The following is a 16,815-nucleotide window of genomic DNA, read 5'->3' on the forward strand; positions in this document are numbered from 1 at the left end:
TGCATCAGATGAACATTGATCAAGCGGTCGTTAACCGCATTTGGTGCCAAGCCTTATTTGAAGAGCTGAGCCGATTTGGGGTCAGCGAAGTGTGTGTTGCACCGGGCTCGCGCTCTACTCCGCTGACATTGGAAGCGGATGAGAATAGCAACTTGACCTTGCATACCCACTTTGACGAGCGTGGTTTGGGGTTCTTGGCATTGGGCTTGGCTAAGGCAAGCCATAGACCCGTTGCGATTGTAGTCACCTCAGGGACCGCTGTGGCTAACCTGTTGCCAGCCATCGCCGAAGCAAAGCTGACCGGAGAAAAGCTGGTGGTACTCAGCGCCGACCGCCCAGCAGAGCTTATCGATTGTGGTGCCAACCAGGCGATTGTTCAATCAGGCATCTACTCGTCGCATGTGAATGCGGCGCTAGAGCTGCCAAGTCCTAACCTAGCGACACCACTGAACTGGCTGTTGACCTCGTTGGATCAAGTGATGTTTACCCAGCAACAGCAAGGTGGCGCGGTTCATATCAACTGCCCATTTCCAGAGCCGCTTTACAGTCAGCAGACCAAGGCGCTCTATCGAGACTACATAGAGAGTGTCAATGATTGGTGGCAAGGGCAGCATACCTATTGTCAGCAAAGCCATTCGAGTGCTTTGGCCACTGTGTCGATTGCCGAACTGGCTGAGAAAAAAGGGGTGATCGTACTCGGTAGCGTGAGCAAGCAACAGGCCAGTCAAGCGCTGAAGCTGTCGAAAAAGCTGGGTTGGCCGCTGTTGGCCGATCCGCAATCAGGTGTCAGCTCGAACTGGAAACATTATGACTTATGGCTGCAAAATGAGGCAAAAAGAGCGGTTCTCAATCAGTGTCAGCTGGTGTTGCAGTTTGGCTCTCGGCTTATCTCAAAACGTCTCAACCATTGGCTTGCGGACCAAGTTACGGCGCGCGGTGCCAGTTATCATTATGTGGATCCAAGTGCCGCGCGCAATAACCCAAGCCATGTAAGGCAAGTTCATCACTTATGCGATATTGGAGACTTTATCGAACCCTTGTTAATGGCTGAGCAGCCCTTGGGTCACGATACGTTTGGCTGGGCAGATGAGTTGATTGAGTTATCTCATCAGGTCGGCATGCTGGCGGCATCACACCTCAACCGCAATACGCCGATGGATGAGGTCTCTCTAGCATTGACGGTTGACGCATTACCGACACAGACTCAACTGTTTTTCGGGAATAGTCTGTTTGTGCGTTTGGTCGATATGTTTGCTTCGCTAGATCAGCGCGAGGTGTATACCAATCGCGGCGCTTCCGGTATCGATGGTTTGATAGCCACCGCCGCAGGGGTGGTGCGAGCTACCAGCACGCCAACCGCAGTGTTTATCGGTGACACGTCACTGCTTTACGATCTCAACTCTTTGGCGCTGTTTACTCATCTGTCCACGCCGGTTGTTGTCGTTGTGACCAATAATGACGGCGGCGCGATTTTTGATATGTTGCCGGTGCCACAGGCGCAAAAACAGGCGCTGTATCAGATGCCGCATGGCTATGACTTTGCCTCAGCCGCTGCGCAGTTCAAGTTAACTTATGTGCAAGCGCAAACCTTGTCTCATTATCAGCAGCAGGTGAGTGAGCACTTAACCTCAGGGCAGGGCTGCTTATTGGTGGAACTGCAAACACCGCCGGGTCAGGCAGTAAGCCAAGTGAAAGAATTTGTGCGACAAGTGCATGCTCTATAGTCAAGCCAGCGCCAACCTTCACACGACAGGCCAAGCCGTTTTAGTTTACTTACACGGCTTGCTCGGGAGTGGTGAAGATTGGCACTCAGTTAGACAACAACTCGACAACCTCCCTAGCATTACCATCGACCTACCTGGTCACGGAATGAGCGCTCTTACCGCTTGTTGCAATTTTCGCGACTGTTGCAATCAAATTTCTGACACACTTCTTACCCATATCGAGCCACATCGGCCTATAGTGCTGCTGGGTTATTCACTGGGTGCTCGGATAGCCATGTACGGCGTAGCGAACACGGGATTTCCAGCACTGAATGTTTCGCTTGTGTTGGCTGAAGGCGGCAATTTTGGTTTGCCTACAGCGCAAGAGCGCGAGGCAAGGTGGCAAAGTGATCACCAGTGGGCAGAGAGATTTCGTCGTGAGCCGATTGAGCAAGTGTTGGCCGATTGGTATCGACAGCCAGTATTTAGTTCGTTAAATCATGAGCAAAGACAAAACCTAGTGACTAAGCGCAGTGCTAACCTTGGCTGCGCGGTGGCGAATATGCTCGAGGCGACGTCACTCGCCAAACAAGATTATTTGTTGGAGACACTCAACAGCTCTCCAACGAAAACCCATTATATTTGCGGCGAAAAAGACAATAAGTTTAGTCAGTTGGCCGAACGAAGCGGTTTGTCTTTTAGCCAAGTCGCCAACGCCGGACATAATGTTCACCTTGAACAGCCACAGGCGTTGGCAACCATCATCACCACTCAGTTGCGGCTGCACGGTCTCAATTGAGTCGAAGAGAAATAGAACAGGAATCACCATGGCAAAAACAGTCGGTATCTCAGAAGAAGAACTTTACGCTCCAGTAAACTGGAATGACTGCAGCGGTGAATACGAAGATATTCAGTACCACAAGTCTGCTGATGGCATCGCCAAAATCACCATCGCACGCCCACAAGTTCGCAATGCGTTTCGCCCTCAAACTGTCAAAGAGATGATTCAGGCGTTAGCTGATGCGCGTTATGACGAAGGGGTGGGGGTCATTATCTTAACCGGTTTGGGAGAGAAAGCCTTTTGTTCGGGTGGTGACCAGAAAATTCGTGGAGATTACGGCGGTTATCGTGACGAGTCGGGCACACACCATCTCAACGTGCTTGATTTCCAACGTCAGATTCGCACCTGTCCTAAACCTGTGATCGCATCGGTTGCGGGCTGGGCGGTTGGCGGCGGCCATGTATTGCATATGATGTGCGATCTAACGATCGCTGCAGAGAACGCGCAGTTTGGCCAAACCGGACCAAAAGTTGGCTCGTTTGATGGCGGCTGGGGCGCTTCTTACATGGCACGGATTGTTGGTCAGAAGAAAGCACGCGAAATCTGGTTCTTGTGCCGTTTCTATGATGCGCAAGAAGCGCTCGATATGGGATTGGTCAATACCGTGGTACCGCTTGAAGATCTTGAGAAAGAGACCGTGCGTTGGTGTCGTGAGACGTTGCAACATAGCCCGATGGCGCTGCGCTGCTTGAAAGCGGCACTCAACGCAGACTGTGATGGTCAGGCGGGGCTGCAAGAGTTGGCGGGTAACGCGACCATGATGTTCTACATGACCGAAGAAGGTCAGGAGGGGCGCAACGCGTTCAATGAAAAACGTCGTCCAGACTTCAATAAGTTTCCTCGTAACCCTTAATCTCAGCTAGCGGTTTGAACGGTGGGCCTCTTGCTAAGAGGCTCCACAAACCCGTCTGGGTATTGACTGCAAAAACAGTCAAATCATCGTCTGTTCCACTGCTACATTTAGATGATGATGCAAATCATAAAACTATTACTAAAGGATTAAGCTATGAGGTCAGCCAAACTCTATCGCTACGAATTGCCGATGGACAGTGGGGTGATTCTGCGCGAACAACGATTAACAGTACGAGAAGGGTTTATCATCGAGTTAAGTGATGGTGAGCGAATTGGGCGCGGTGAAGTCGCGCCTTTGCCTGGCTTCAGCGTTGAAACGTTAGAAGAAGCCTACAGTCAGCTAGTTGAACAGCTTGCTTTGTGGTCGCAAGGCATTGAGCTGGATCATGAGCCTCTTTATCCTTCGGTGGGATTTGGCCTGTCGATGGCCCAACTTGAGTTAGACGCCATCTTGCCAGAGCCGGGAAGCTTTCAAGCAGCGCCGCTTTGCTCAGGCGACCCAGATGAACTGTTGCCTAAGCTAGAGGCCATGTCTGGCGCTAAGGTGGCAAAAATCAAAGTGGGTCTGTATGAGCCAATTCGAGACGGTATGCTCGTCAGCCTGTTTCTAGAGTCGATTCCTGATTTGACCTTACGCTTAGATGCCAACCGCGCTTGGACATCCGAGAAAGCGCAGCAATTTGCCAAAAAGGTCGCACCTTCTCTGCGCCAACGTATCGATTTTATTGAAGAGCCATGTCAGTCGCCCGGTGACAGTTTTTCATTTGCTATCAACACGGGTATTGCGATTGCTTGGGATGAGACCTTGCAACACGCCGTACGCAAGGAAGACTTTAAGCTGCAAGACTTTAATGGTGCCAAAGCCATCATCATCAAACCGACACTGATTGGCTCGGTTGAACGCTGCGCGGAGTTGATTGCAACGGCTAAGGCGCTGGGAATCAAGGCAGTGATAAGCTCCAGCATTGAGTCGAGTTTGGGCTTAACTCAGTTAGCGCGCCTGTCCGCATGGCAGTTGACGCAAGAGGTGCCAGGGCTCGATACCATAGGTTTATTTGCCCAGCAGCTTGAAGTGCCTTGGCCTGGGTGTGAGCTGCCGTTGGTTGCGCTTAATCAGCAATCGCTTATTTGGCAGTCATGAGCAAAAGTGCGCTTTCGCCGCTAAAGCAATGGGCTAACATGAGCCCAAATGCGTTGGCGCTAACTACCCCCGAGGCCAACTACAACTGGTCGCAGCTAAGCCAACTCATCGACAGTGTCGCGGCGGGGTTAAGTGCTCAAGGCGTTACTTCAGGCAGTGTGGTGACCAGCGTTGGCAAACCTTGTGCAGAGCAACTGTTTATTTTGCTTGCCTGTTTAGAGTTGGGTGCCATCAACGCACTATTAATGCCGCAGGCGCAAGATGAACTGGAGCAAAAGCTCGCGACACTCTATGCCGACAGCGACACCCGACATCTGTGGTTTGCTCATAGTGAGCACGGGCATCAATCCACGCTAGAGTTCACGACTCAGCCGGGCACACCATTTAGCCGCTATTGCGGCGACGCGCTGGCGACGATTGTGTTTACCTCGGGTTCAACCGGTAATCCCAAGGCGGTCGCACACAGCTCGCAACAACATCTCGCTTCAGCGCAGGGGCTATTGGCCGAATTTACTTTTGGTCGGGGTGATTGTTGGCTGGTGAGTTTGCCTCTTTATCATGTGTCAGGGTTAGCCATTGTATATCGTTGGTTATTCAGTGGTGCTTGCATCAAACTCGGCCTCGGCGATTTACAACAAGACATTCAGGGCGTGACACACGCCTCGCTGGTGGCGACTCAACTGCATCGGCTGTTGCAATCTGGCCGACCACTCAAACTTAGGCAGGTGCTGCTAGGAGGCAGTCATATCGAACCGCGACTAGCGCAGCGCGCTGCGAGCCAAGGGATAGACGCTTGGCTGGGTTACGGGATGACAGAGGCCGCATCGACGGTCACTGCCAAGCGGGTCGACGATAGCCCGACCGCGGGTCACTTGCTGGCGAAACGTCAACTAAAACTGGTCAATGGTCGAATCTACGTGGCTGGCGAAACGCTCGCCGCTGGTTATTTTCAGCGGGGTGAGATAAAGCCCATCGTGCAAGACGGATGGTTTGACAGCAAAGACCTTGGCCAATGGCAGGGCGATGAACTGGTGATTATTGGCCGAGCAGACAATCAGTTTATTTCCGGCGGTGAGAATATTCATTGTGAAGAGATAGAGCGAGTGCTCAGTCAGCACCCTCTGATTGAGCAAGCTATTGTGCTGCCAATTGATGATAGTGAATATGGCCAGCGCCCTGTGGCGATTATTCAACACGCAGAGGTGTTTAATGTCAGCGCTTTGAATGATTATCTCACCCCGCGCTTGAGTCGATTTAAGTGGCCGGTGCGTTACTACTCAATGCCAACCGGGCTTGAATCAACGGGAATTAAAATTTCTCGTTATGCGTTGCAGAAGTGGTTGGCAAGTCAATCCTAAATTCGTCCAGTACAAATTGTGATCGAAAATGTGATTTTGCTGCATAATTATGGTTGAAAGTCACATGCTGACTGACTGACTTTGCAATCAATAATGGTTCAGCGAGATAATCGTCGCGTGTCGTTAGTCAGGGTTGTTTTAGTAGTATGGATAGCACGTCTCTTACCTTTTCAAATCAGCATCAACTGGAATGTTTGCTTGAAGCTCGTCACCAAGGTCAGGGCAAGGTACTGGTTCAACTGTTTTCTGACCAGAGCGAACAACAGGTTGAACTGTACTATCGAGCAATCGTCGCCAAGTGGCCTGATGCAGTGGTGATAGGCAGTAGTGCTAAACATAAAATCGACCATGGAAATATTGTTTGCGAGCAGACTATGGCGGTGATCAGCCAGTTTGATACGGTTCAATTTTCTACCGCGGTCGCGCCTTTTTCTGCAACGGAGCGCCAAGCAAAGCAACGCTTACCTCAACAACTCGCGATTACCAAAAACACCAAAGCCATCATCTGCTTTGGCGATCGACTCTCATCGGCCGATGAGGATCTGTTTGCGGCGTTTTGTCACGACACTATCCCGGTTGCAGGCGGTGCGACGGTAACCACAGACCATGGTCGTTGGGCGATGCTCAATGGTGAGTTTTACCAAAGTTCGTTGGTTGCGGTGGCGCTACACTCAGAATATTTGCATGTATGGCCTAAGTCATACAGTGAATGGAACCCAATCGGACAAACTTTCGTCGTCACAAAGGCGCGCGGAAACACTGTGTTTGAGCTCAACCATCAACCGATTGGTCAGATCTATCGTCGCTATCTTGCCGATGGTGAGCAGTTCCCGCGCGAAATGTTGATTGGGTTTCCGATGATGAAAGGAGACCCTCAAGATCAAGCCATTTCCACCCCTGTTAGAATGCTAGACGATCTGAGTATTGAATTTGATCAGCCGCTGCGCAAAGGGGATAAGGTACGCTTTTGCTACGACCATCCTGAGCTGACTATTCAACAAGTTAAACAAGGGGCATTCCATCTTGCTCACCTGCAGCCTGAGACGATTTGGATATACAACTGTACTTCCCGCCTAGATTTCATTGAAGGGAATGCAGAACTTGAGCCTCTACAGTCTGTCACCGATTGTTATGGCTTTTATTGCATGGGCGAGCTGTATAAAGATGACCAGCAGCAGATGATACTGCACCATAGTATGACCTTGCTTGCGATGCGTGAGGGTGAAATCAAACAAGATATTGTGCTGCCGAGTGTCGACGATTCTTCGACCATTTCACCGCTGTTTTCGATGATCCGCAACTCCTTTGCTGACCTCGAAACTTACAATCAGGTGATGCAAGATAAAATTGAGAGTCAAGCCAATGCGCTAGTCTCCAGTTACCGCACAGACCGTCGCACAGGATTGCCAAATCGGGCGGTGCTATTGGAAAACATCGCCGAAATGGGGCTGGACGACTGTTTACTCAATGTCAAAATCAATAACCTAACGGATATCAACGAGAAATATGGTTATTCAGTAGGTGACAATCTATTGGTGATGCTGACTTCATTTTTTGCTCAGTTGGTCAAAGATCATCTGCCAGAGGGCGCTAAGCTATATAGCATTGGCGTGGGTGAATGGGCGACGATTTTTACCAACCCGCTGCCGATGAGCGAAGTACGTCGCCGTTTTGACGTGTTACTAGAACAAGTCGAGTCAGTCGACTTTAAACATCTCTCTTTTTTAGACAGCACCCACCTTGCTGTTTCAATAAGTGCTGGTATCGCGCAGAAGAAGTCATTTTTGATGTGCTCGGCAGACGCCTTGTTGTTCAAATCGATTGAAGCGCGTCGCCACGCCAACAAAACCAACCAGTCATTTGTTGATGCTGACGACCTGATCCAGCAAGAGACTCAGCGCCGCGAGCGATTAGAGAAACTTTCGATCACTAACCACGCCATTGCCCAGCGCAACATTCAGCCCTATGTGCAACCCATCTTTGACGCCACCACCCGGATGCTGAGCAATTATGAGTGTCTCGTACGTTTGACCCATGGGTCACAGGTGTTGTCTCCTGGTTATTTTCTGCCTCTGGTACAGGGCACGCGTTTGTACAACAAACTGAGTCAGCTGATGATCAACCGTAGTTTTGAGTTGATGCGTCCGCGCAGCGAAAAGTTTTCTCTCAACTTATCTCATCAAGATATCGTCAATGACAGCACATTAGAGCTGTTGGAAGAGAACATTCTCGCCTTGCAAGACCCAACCCGAGTGGGGATTGAGATCGTCGAGTCTGAGCAGATCCATGATTTTGAGCGGATGAGTGAGGTGTGTAATCATTTTCGTCGCATGGGAGTGACGATTATTGTTGATGACTTTGGGTCTGGATACTCGAATCTTGATGAAATCATTAAGATAGAACCCGACATCATCAAACTCGACGGTAGCCTGATACGCCATATCGATGTCGATACTAAGCAACGTAAAGTCGCTTCTCAGCTAGTACGTTTGTGTAACGTGTTTGGTGCTCAAACCGTGGCAGAGTTCGTTCATAACCAAGCTGTGTGTGATATTGCGACAGAACTGGGGGTCGATTACCTGCAAGGCTTCTACCTTGGCGAACCGACAAAGCTGACTTAGTTAATTTCGGAATTTGATAGTGCCAATCTGAATTTAGCAATTATATAACTCTAACTCATAATAAAGGCTGTTTTTTAGGAGTTAGGGTATATAAATGCTAAGGATCGCACTGGTTGGAATCATCGTCGTTCAGATTATCGTAGCGACTCAAAGCCAAGGGCTGATTCGCTCATTGGCAGAACTAGGCGCGTTTATCTTCACCCTGGCGTTGGTGCTCAAGCTAAAACCGAGTTTGAGATCAAAGCCGCTGCTCAAAGCAAAACAAGATTAAGCCAAGGTGAGCCATGCCAGTGAGGTGGTGGAGATGACCACCCACAGTCCTACGCCGAACAGTAGTGGTTTCGGGCCAGCGGCTTTAAGTTTCGTCACCGAAATGCCACACCCTACCAAAAATAGACACACCACCAATGCTCGTTTTGCGACTTCAAATATCGTCTGATATAACCACTCAAACTGCGGTAACGCATCGCTTATCCCAATCGCCAAACAATAAAACCCAATGAAATAGGGGATGGTGATGGTTTTACTGTCGCTACGAAACAGTAGGCTGCTAACCAGCGCGACCGGCACGATCCACAAGGCTCTGGCTAGTTTGAGCGTGGTTGCTGTAGTAAGGGCTTGTTCGCCATATGCTGAAGCGGCGCCAACCACTGATGAGGTATCATGGATGGCGATGGCGGCCCAAGTGCCAAACGTCACTTGGTCTATATTGAGTGCGTGACCAATCACCGGAAAAACAAAAAGAGCGACCGAGTTAAGTACGAACACTGTCGCCAGAGCTAAACCAATCTGATCGTCTTTCGCGTTAATGGCAGGGGCAATCGCGGCAATGGCACTGCCACCGCAGATAGCGGTGCCAGAAGAGATCAAATACCCGGTTTCGCGCTGCAACCCGACGGCTCTTGCCAACCACCAACCTAACGCTAAAGTGCCGACAATTGTGCTAATGATCAATCCAATCCCGTCACTGGTCACCGCGAGTGCTTGCTGAAACTGAATGCCAAAGCCGAGGCCAACGATTGAGTAAGCCAGTAATTTTTTGGTGATTTTAGCGGGATTAATCTGCGCAGGGACTAAGCCAAGCGATGCGAGCAGAAAGCCGATAACTAACGCGGTCGGTGACGAAACGTAAGGCGTGAGGCAAACCAGCAAGGCAAGCCCAAATGGCGCAGATGGCAAAAGACGAGTCATATTCAGTGGATTGATCAAATAAAGTCGCTAGTTTAGCGAATAGGGTGAAAGAAAGAGATGCGAATGTTTTGAACAGGCGTTCAGAAAAACTGAACGCCTGTTGGTTTTGGCTAAACTAGCGCCAGTCGCCTCGCAATTGTGCGACGCGCTGCTGCATCGTTTCTGTGGTCGCGACCTCAGGCTGAACAGGCTCACCCACTTCGATTTCGATTTTCGACCAGACGCGAGATGGCAAGCCTTTACACGCTGAGCCCTTATGTCGACTGAAATAGCTGCCCCACATTCCTTTGAGGGCGATGGGGATGACCGGAACCGGGCTGCGTTTTAAAATTACATCCATACCGCGCATAAACGGATGAATTTCGCCGTCAGGGGTTAATCGTCCTTCAGGGAAAATACACACAATATGTCCTTGCTCCAATGCCTGTTCGACCTGGTTGAATGCGCGGATTATCGAGCGGCGATTGGTTGCTGATATGGGGATCACTCCCGCTCGACTAAGAAACTTTCGCAGTGGCGGCGCATTGGCGTATTCCTCCTCCATCACAAAGCGGATGAGGCGCGGGCAAACCGCACTAAGTAGCAGCGCATCCATATAGCTGACGTGATTGCAAACCAAAAGTGCGCCTTGTTTTTGTGGCAAGTGGTGAAGGTTCTTGTGTGACACTCGATACATGGTGTGGGTTAGCATCCACACCAAAAAACGCACGACGAAGATCGGCACCTGGAAAAACAAGTAGCCGGCTACCAACAAGTTGCCGATAGCCAGAAGGAGAAACAGCTGAGGTATCGATAGTCCGATCAGTGTTAAGCAGACAATACCCAATAGCGCGCTACCCACCATAAACAGTGAATTATAGATATTGAGTGCCGCAATCACTTGAGCACGCTCTGTGACTTTGGCTCGCTGCTGCATTAACGCATAGAGCGGGACGATGAAGATACCACCCGATGCACCTAAAAGGAGTAAATAAGCAAATAGTGGCCACAGCGCTCGATGCGCGATGAACTCTGAAAAGTCGTTAAATGTCGGTAGAGTCTCAGGAACCGATATTGCCATCAAAGCGCCGAATACGGTGATCCCGAAACTGCCCAGTGGCACGATGCCTACTTCAATACGATGGTTCGACAACTTGTCACAGGCAAGTGAGCCGATGGCAATACCAACCGAGAATAAAGCCAATAGAAACGACACAGCGCTTTCATTACCGTTGAGATGGAGTTTGGTAAAGTTAGGGAATTGGGTTAAATAAGCCGCGCCCAGAAACCAAAACCAACTGATGGCCATCAGGGCTTTGAAAATGGTGGGATCGGCTTTGGCTATCGCAATGGTGTTCTTGGTTTGTTTGATAGGTTGCCAGCGAAAAGTGATGTCAGGGTTGCTAGCGGGTGCCATGGGTATTGATCGGCTCGACAGGTATCCCAGTATCGCAAATAGCACTACAGAGGTGGCAGCCACGTATTTTGCGTAGTCAGCGGAAGCAATGACTCCTGCCCCTAGCGTCCCCAATAAAATGGCTAAAAAAGTTCCGGTTTCGACCAGCGCGTTACCCTGTACAAGTTCGCTTGGCTTCAACTGCTGGGGCAGTAGCGCGTACTTAACTGGGCCGAAAAAGGCCGACTGTGTTCCCATTAAAAAAAGTAAAATCAATAAGATGACGTAACTTTCGGTAATGAACCCAATTGCGCCTAAGCACATGATGCCAATTTCAGTGAGCTTTACTTTGCGTATAAACCAGGCCTTCTCATACTTGTCGGCAAGTACACCTGCGGTGGCGGAGAATAGGAAAAAAGGCAGGATAAATAGCCCAGCGGCGAGGTTGATAAATAAATTACTCGATACGGGTAGGACGCCCGCGCCAGCAAAGGCTACAAACAGCAGTAAAACATTTTTGAAGATATTGTCGTTAAATGCGCCAAAAAACTGGGTGATGAAGTAGGGCAAAAAACGTCTTTGCTTCATCAAAGAGGCCTGACTAGGTGGCATGGCGTGTCCTTAGTTGATAGCTACCAGTTACTCAGATAGTTAGAGAGTAGGTTTTTAATCAATTCTTTGCCATCGATAGGCTCTGAGGCAAAAAACTTATCATCGACACTCAATAACGTAATTCCATGTACCCCCGACCACAACACTCGGCTTGCTTTTAGCACATCGTCATTACTGCGATGTGGAGCGAGTGCTTGCAGAAGGTGTTCCAACATGCTGGTCATGCTGTCGATACGCTGCGCTTGCCACTCAGGAAGTGGCTCGCCATTCATATTGTGCTCGAAAATAAGTTGCCAGCGGTATGGGTGACGTTGGGCAAAGTCATGGTAACAGTATGCGAGTTCATACAGTGCAGTTTCGGCGTCTTTACTTTGTGCTACCACTTGATTGGCTTCGGCCGACAGCTCATCGAGTGTTTGAGCTACGGCGTGAAGCAGCAGTAAGTTGTAGCTACCGAAGACATTAACCAAGGTGCTAGGTACATAGCCGATCATGGTGGCTACTTTGCGTAAACTGAGCTCATGATAGGAGCTGTTGGTCAGAAACTGTTTGACGGTCTCTAACGTCAGCGTTACCAACTCTTCTCGGGTGTGATCGTTTCGTCTAGCCATGATAAACATCTGTAATGAACAATGTTCAATATTCTATGGGGCACTCGTTAGAGCGTCAACTCAACCGACCACTATTTGCAATATTCTGATACATCATCCTGAAACCTTTTGGTTGAAACTGGTGCCGCGAGCGTTAATATGGGGTCATAAGTAAAAGAATTAGTCCATTCGGAACTTGAAAGGAAGAACATGAAACGACTTTTTTCCCTTGTTGCTTTACTGATGGTCTCTGTGGCAATCACCCCGATTGCTGAGGCCAAAAAGTTTGGTGGTGGTAAATCATTTGGCAAGAGCTTCAAAACTGCGCCAGCACCGAAACAGCAGCAACAAAACACCAACACCATTGGTAAAGATCAAACGACGACCAAAACTCAGTCGAGCAAAAAAGGCTTGATGGGTGGCTTATTAGGCGGTTTGCTCGCTGGTGGTTTGTTGGCGGCATTCTTTGGCGGCGCGTTTGAAGGCATCCAGTTTATGGATATCCTGATCATCGGTTTGATTGCATTTGTTATCTTTAAGCTGATGCGTGGCATGCTGGGTTCAAAACAAGGCAGCATGAATCAGCACCGTCAGCAGCCTGCTTTTGGTGGTAACGCGCCTAAATTTGAGCAACCAAACGTGCACAACTTCGAACAGTCTCAGCCTGGGGCTCAAAACGGTGGTTTTGGTTTCGGTACCCAAACGGACGTGCCACATAACTATCCACCAGGTTTTGACCAAGTCGCCTTCATCAATGGCTCACGTGAACACTACCGAATTTTACAAGGTGCATGGAACCACAATCAGCTTGAAACGATCGAAGAGTACGTGTCACCAAGCCTGTTTGAAGATCTTAAGTCTGAGCGCGCCAAACTCGATGGTGAGCAGCATACCGATGTGATGTATGTGGATGCGGAAATCGTACGTGCCGATTATGATGCAAACAAAGCGCAATTGAGTTTGCAGTTTAGTGGTCGCTACCGCGATGCAGTAGAGGGCATCGAAGAGAATATCGAAGATGTTTGGCACTTAGAGCGCGATTTAACGGTACCAAACGCGCCATGGCTAATCGTCGGCATTCAAGGCTAATCTAACCCATGGATTAGTGCTAAACGCCCAAGCAACACGCTTGGGCGTTTTTGTATTGAGAAAACGAGGTGCACACTGATACACTGAGCAGGCATTTATGCTGTTTGGTATAACTACAACAAAAGGTAAGTAAAGTGGCTGAATTTAAATACAAAAACCTATCTCAAGCGGAGCAAGATAAACTCGATGCGGCGGTTTTTCGTCGTTTGCTGACCCATCTAGATAACAACAAAGATGTACAGAATATCGACTTGATGATTTTAGCGGGCTTTTGCCGTAACTGCTTCAGTAAGTGGTACAAAGCGGAAGCAGACAACCAGGGCTTAGCGCTTGATATTGATGATGCTCGCGAGCGAGTCTACGGCATGACTTATGAAGAGTGGAAACAAAATCATCAAGTCGAAGCCACCCCCGAGCAACTAGCCGCGTTTGCTGCTCGCCAAAATAAACAATAAAACAACAAACCGCCATAGAGACAGTGGCGGTTTTGTTATCTTGTATGATTCGATCTGACTTAACCGAGCTCACCTGTTGCTTCAAAATGTTCAAGCTGGGCGAGGTAGGGTTGCAGGTCACCAATGTTCTGTTTGACCCATTCACTGTTGTAGTAGGTGTCTAGGTATCGTTCACCACTGTCACACAGCAAAGTAACAATCGATCCCGTTTCACCCCGCACCTTCATTTCTCCAGCGAGCTGCAATACCCCGTATAAGTTGGTTCCTGTTGAAGCGCCTACCTTACGCCCGAGAACCTTTTCAAGCCAATGCGCTGTGGCGACCGATGCCGCATCAGCGATAGTGCGCATCTCATCAACCACACCAGGAATAAAACTCGGTTCTACTCTAGGGCGGCCAATGCCTTCAATTTTACTTCCACATTCACCGGTCAAGTGTTTGTTACCGGTGCGATAGTAATCGTGAAACACCGAGTTTTCTGGGTCGACGACACATAACTTAGTATCGTGCTGTTGATAGCGGATAAAGCGGCCTATGGTTGCCGATGTTCCCCCAGTTCCAGGACTCATCACAATCCAAGTGGGGATCGGGTGAACTTCCATCTCCATCTGATTGAAAATCGAATTGGCGATGTTGTTGTTTCCGCGCCAGTCGGTAGCGCGCTCAGCATACGTGAACTGGTCCATATAGTGCCCATTCAGCTCTTGCGCTAAACGGTGTGACTCAGCATAGATTTGATCTGAACGATCCACCAAGTGGGCTTGGCCACCATAAAACTCAATCTGTTCAATTTTTTTTCTCGCGGTACATTTGGGCATAACGGCAATAAAAGGCAGGCCAAGCAAACGTGCGAAATACGCTTCAGACACCGCGGTGCTCCCAGATGATGACTCGATGATGGTGGTGTCCGGGCCAACCCAGCCATTACAAATCGCGTAAAGAAACAGTGAACGTGCGAGACGATGTTTAAGAGAGCCTGTCGGATGTGTACTTTCATCTTTTAGATAAATATCAATCCCCGCCACGCTAGGTAAATCGAGCTTTATCAAATGAGTGTCGGCACTGCGTTGATAATCGGCTTCGATTTTGCGAACGGCGCTATTGATCCATTGATGGTCGGTACACATAGGTTTTCTCCTTGTCATTGTTATAGAGATAATCTATCGATATGCAGGGAGAAATACTTTGCTATTTTTGCTTTGATTTGCTTTATTTGGAGAAAATATTTCTCCAAATGAATGTCTATGGATACTGAGCTGGATAAAATTGACCGAAAAATACTCGATCTTTTGCAAAATGATGCGACTCTCTCGCTTAACGAACTTGCTGACGCGGTTAACCTTACGACCACACCGTGTTGGAAGCGGTTAAAAAAGCTTGAGGAAGCGGGGGTGATTCAAAAAAGGGTCGCACTGCTCAATCCAGAGAAACTTGACCTGTCATTTACTGCGTTTGTGCTAGTCAAAACCAGTGATCACTCCCACGAATGGTACCAACAGTTTGTCTCGACCGCGACGCAGTTTCCTGAAGTGATGGAGTTTTATCGCATGGCAGGGGAGTATGATTACATGATGAAAGTGTTGGTCAAAGATATGCCGAGTTTCGACCGGTTTTATAAGAAGTTGGTTAACTCAGTGGCGGGGTTGTCTAACGTTACCTCCACTTTTGCCATGGAGCCGCTTAAATACACTACCGCCTTACCCATTGCTGGCGAGGTATCTCAATTGTAGGGCATCAAACTTGCCAGATTAGAACTTAAACTCTATATAGAGTCGAAGGTTATCCACTCTCTGCAGGAAGCAAAAATGTTGCATCAGTTGCTTGTGACGCTCAAGAAACCGTTTATTAAAATGGTACCGGTGGCGAAACCTCACCTTGAATGTGGGGCGAACAAAAGCTTGGATGTTGCTCGATTCTGCCAACAGCTAGAAATACACAGACCGCTAATTGTTACCGATAAGATATTGGTTGAGTTGGGGCTGATTGACAATGTGTATTCCTCGCTCAAGCATGCCAATCTAGATTCTGACCTTTTTGATCGAGTGACACCGGACCCGAGCTTTGAATTGGTTCGCGAAGGTGTGGGCTTTTTTAATGCCAGTGAATGTGATGGCATCATCGCTGTAGGTGGTGGTTCTGCGATGGATTGCGCCAAAGCGATAGCTGCCAGTATTAGCACTGGTAAAGATGTTGCTCGATTGACGGGGCTACTTAAAGTGCACCGCAAAGTTCTACCGATCATTGCAATTCCAACGACGGCGGGAACAGGTTCAGAGGCAACAGTCGCTGCAGTGGTCAGTGATCGCAGTGCCCAGCGCAAATACTCGATTACCGACCCTTTTTTAGTGCCTAAAGTGGCGATTATCGATCCTACGCTCATGCTTGGGTTGCCGCCGCAGATCACAGCCGAAACGGGTTTTGATGCGTTGACTCACGCTATAGAGTCGTATTTGAGCCGTTATGCAAATCGAACTACGCGCGCACTTTCAATCACTGCAATCGAACGCATTTTCCGCTCGCTACCCAAAGCGTATCACCATGGCGAAGATTGCGAGGCCCGTGAACAAATGGCGTTGGCAAGTTACGAAGCTGGACTCGCGTTTACCCGCACTTACATTGGCTATGTTCATGCCATTGCCCATCAACTTGGCGCTCTCTATCACACGCCTCATGGCCTCGCCAACGCATTAATATTGGCACATGTACTGCGCTTTATCGCGCAACGCAACAGTCCGATATTGAATCAACTTGCTATTGAGCTCGGGTTTAGTGGTAGTGAAGAGTTTATTGCACGTATTGAGACTTTGCAGAGTGAGTTGGGAATTGTTCGCCGTCTTGAACGATTGAAGCTACAAGACGTCAAGACCATAGCGACACAGGCGCTGGATGAAGCGTTTGGCGAGTATCCCGTTCCTGAAGTTATGAGTCAGCAAGAGTGCGAAAGCTTGGTGGCTAAATTACTGCCGCAGGAGTAATAACGCTCTGGC

The 16,815-nt window shown here is 49.1% G+C and carries 15 protein-coding genes; 11 read left to right on the forward strand and 4 right to left on the reverse strand.

All coding sequences use genetic code 11. From position 1 onward, the window contains the following. Positions 1 to 8 precede the first annotated feature (8 nt). From menD to MTO69_RS04815, 7 genes are all read left to right on the forward strand, one after another. A complete protein-coding gene (gene menD, locus MTO69_RS04785) occupies positions 9 to 1,724 on the forward strand; it encodes a 2-succinyl-5-enolpyruvyl-6-hydroxy-3-cyclohexene-1-carboxylic-acid synthase (RefSeq protein WP_248334391.1) in 1,716 nt (571 codons plus the stop codon). After that, positions 1,714 to 2,502, forward strand: a complete 789-nt coding sequence (menH, locus tag MTO69_RS04790; protein WP_248331599.1) for a 2-succinyl-6-hydroxy-2,4-cyclohexadiene-1-carboxylate synthase — start codon at positions 1,714 to 1,716, stop codon at positions 2,500 to 2,502. The genes menD and menH overlap by 11 nt, the downstream gene beginning before the upstream one ends. Before the next feature lie 28 nt (positions 2,503 to 2,530). Next, positions 2,531 to 3,397 (forward strand): 1,4-dihydroxy-2-naphthoyl-CoA synthase, encoded by an 867-nt coding sequence (menB, locus tag MTO69_RS04795; RefSeq protein ID WP_248331601.1) that lies wholly within the window; start codon positions 2,531 to 2,533, stop codon positions 3,395 to 3,397. Between the two features lie 153 nt (positions 3,398 to 3,550). Further along, a complete protein-coding gene (gene menC / locus MTO69_RS04800) occupies positions 3,551 to 4,537 on the forward strand; it encodes an o-succinylbenzoate synthase (protein WP_248331603.1) in 987 nt (328 codons plus the stop codon). 38 nt (positions 4,538 to 4,575) lie between these two features. After that, a complete protein-coding gene (gene menE / locus MTO69_RS04805; RefSeq protein WP_432715644.1) occupies positions 4,576 to 5,895 on the forward strand; it encodes an o-succinylbenzoate--CoA ligase in 1,320 nt (439 codons plus the stop codon). Positions 5,896 to 6,041: 146 nt separating this feature from the next. Beyond that, positions 6,042 to 8,516 (forward strand): bifunctional diguanylate cyclase/phosphodiesterase, encoded by a 2,475-nt coding sequence (locus MTO69_RS04810; protein WP_248331607.1) that lies wholly within the window; start codon positions 6,042 to 6,044, stop codon positions 8,514 to 8,516. 94 nt (positions 8,517 to 8,610) lie between these two features. Continuing rightward, complete coding sequence (locus MTO69_RS04815) at positions 8,611 to 8,787, forward strand: hypothetical protein (protein WP_248331608.1); 177 nt, start codon at positions 8,611 to 8,613, stop codon at positions 8,785 to 8,787. Here the strand turns inward: MTO69_RS04815 and MTO69_RS04820 are convergent. From MTO69_RS04820 to MTO69_RS04830, 3 genes are all read right to left on the reverse strand, one after another. After that, positions 8,784 to 9,707, reverse strand: coding sequence for a YeiH family protein (locus tag MTO69_RS04820; protein WP_248334402.1), 924 nt, complete (start codon positions 9,705 to 9,707; stop codon positions 8,784 to 8,786). The two genes, MTO69_RS04815 and MTO69_RS04820, sit on opposite strands and share 4 nt — an antisense overlap. A 115-nt stretch (positions 9,708 to 9,822) precedes the next feature. Further along, positions 9,823 to 11,694 carry an MFS transporter gene (locus MTO69_RS04825; RefSeq protein ID WP_248331610.1) on the reverse strand — a complete coding sequence of 624 codons (1,872 nt, stop codon included), beginning with the start codon at positions 11,692 to 11,694 and terminating at the stop codon, positions 9,823 to 9,825. Positions 11,695 to 11,714: 20 nt separating this feature from the next. Further along, positions 11,715 to 12,305, reverse strand: a complete 591-nt coding sequence (locus MTO69_RS04830) for a TetR/AcrR family transcriptional regulator (RefSeq protein ID WP_248331612.1) — start codon at positions 12,303 to 12,305, stop codon at positions 11,715 to 11,717. 189 nt (positions 12,306 to 12,494) lie between these two features. On the opposite strand from MTO69_RS04830, the gene MTO69_RS04835 reads away from it, so the two are divergent. Together MTO69_RS04835 and MTO69_RS04840 are read left to right on the forward strand one after the other, a co-directional pair. Then, positions 12,495 to 13,373, forward strand: coding sequence for a Tim44 domain-containing protein (locus tag MTO69_RS04835; protein ID WP_248331614.1), 879 nt, complete (start codon positions 12,495 to 12,497; stop codon positions 13,371 to 13,373). A 134-nt stretch (positions 13,374 to 13,507) separates the two neighbouring features. Beyond that, entirely contained in the window at positions 13,508 to 13,828 is a 321-nt protein-coding gene (locus MTO69_RS04840) for a DUF1244 domain-containing protein (RefSeq protein WP_248331616.1), read from the forward strand. Positions 13,829 to 13,887: 59 nt separating this feature from the next. Here the strand turns inward: MTO69_RS04840 and MTO69_RS04845 are convergent, their stop codons facing one another. After that, positions 13,888 to 14,955, reverse strand: a complete 1,068-nt coding sequence (locus MTO69_RS04845; protein ID WP_248331618.1) for a PLP-dependent cysteine synthase family protein — start codon at positions 14,953 to 14,955, stop codon at positions 13,888 to 13,890. 117 nt (positions 14,956 to 15,072) lie between these two features. On the opposite strand from MTO69_RS04845, the gene MTO69_RS04850 reads away from it, so the two are divergent. Both MTO69_RS04850 and MTO69_RS04855 read left to right on the forward strand, forming a co-directional pair. Then, complete coding sequence (locus MTO69_RS04850; protein WP_248331620.1) at positions 15,073 to 15,558, forward strand: Lrp/AsnC family transcriptional regulator; 486 nt, start codon at positions 15,073 to 15,075, stop codon at positions 15,556 to 15,558. A 75-nt stretch (positions 15,559 to 15,633) separates the two neighbouring features. Continuing rightward, a complete protein-coding gene (locus MTO69_RS04855; protein ID WP_248331622.1) occupies positions 15,634 to 16,803 on the forward strand; it encodes an iron-containing alcohol dehydrogenase in 1,170 nt (389 codons plus the stop codon). The last annotated feature ends 12 nt before the right edge of the window (positions 16,804 to 16,815 follow it).

It is taken from the genome of Vibrio sinaloensis (assembly GCF_023195835.1).
In the GTDB taxonomy this organism is placed as follows: domain Bacteria; phylum Pseudomonadota; class Gammaproteobacteria; order Enterobacterales; family Vibrionaceae; genus Vibrio; species Vibrio sinaloensis_C.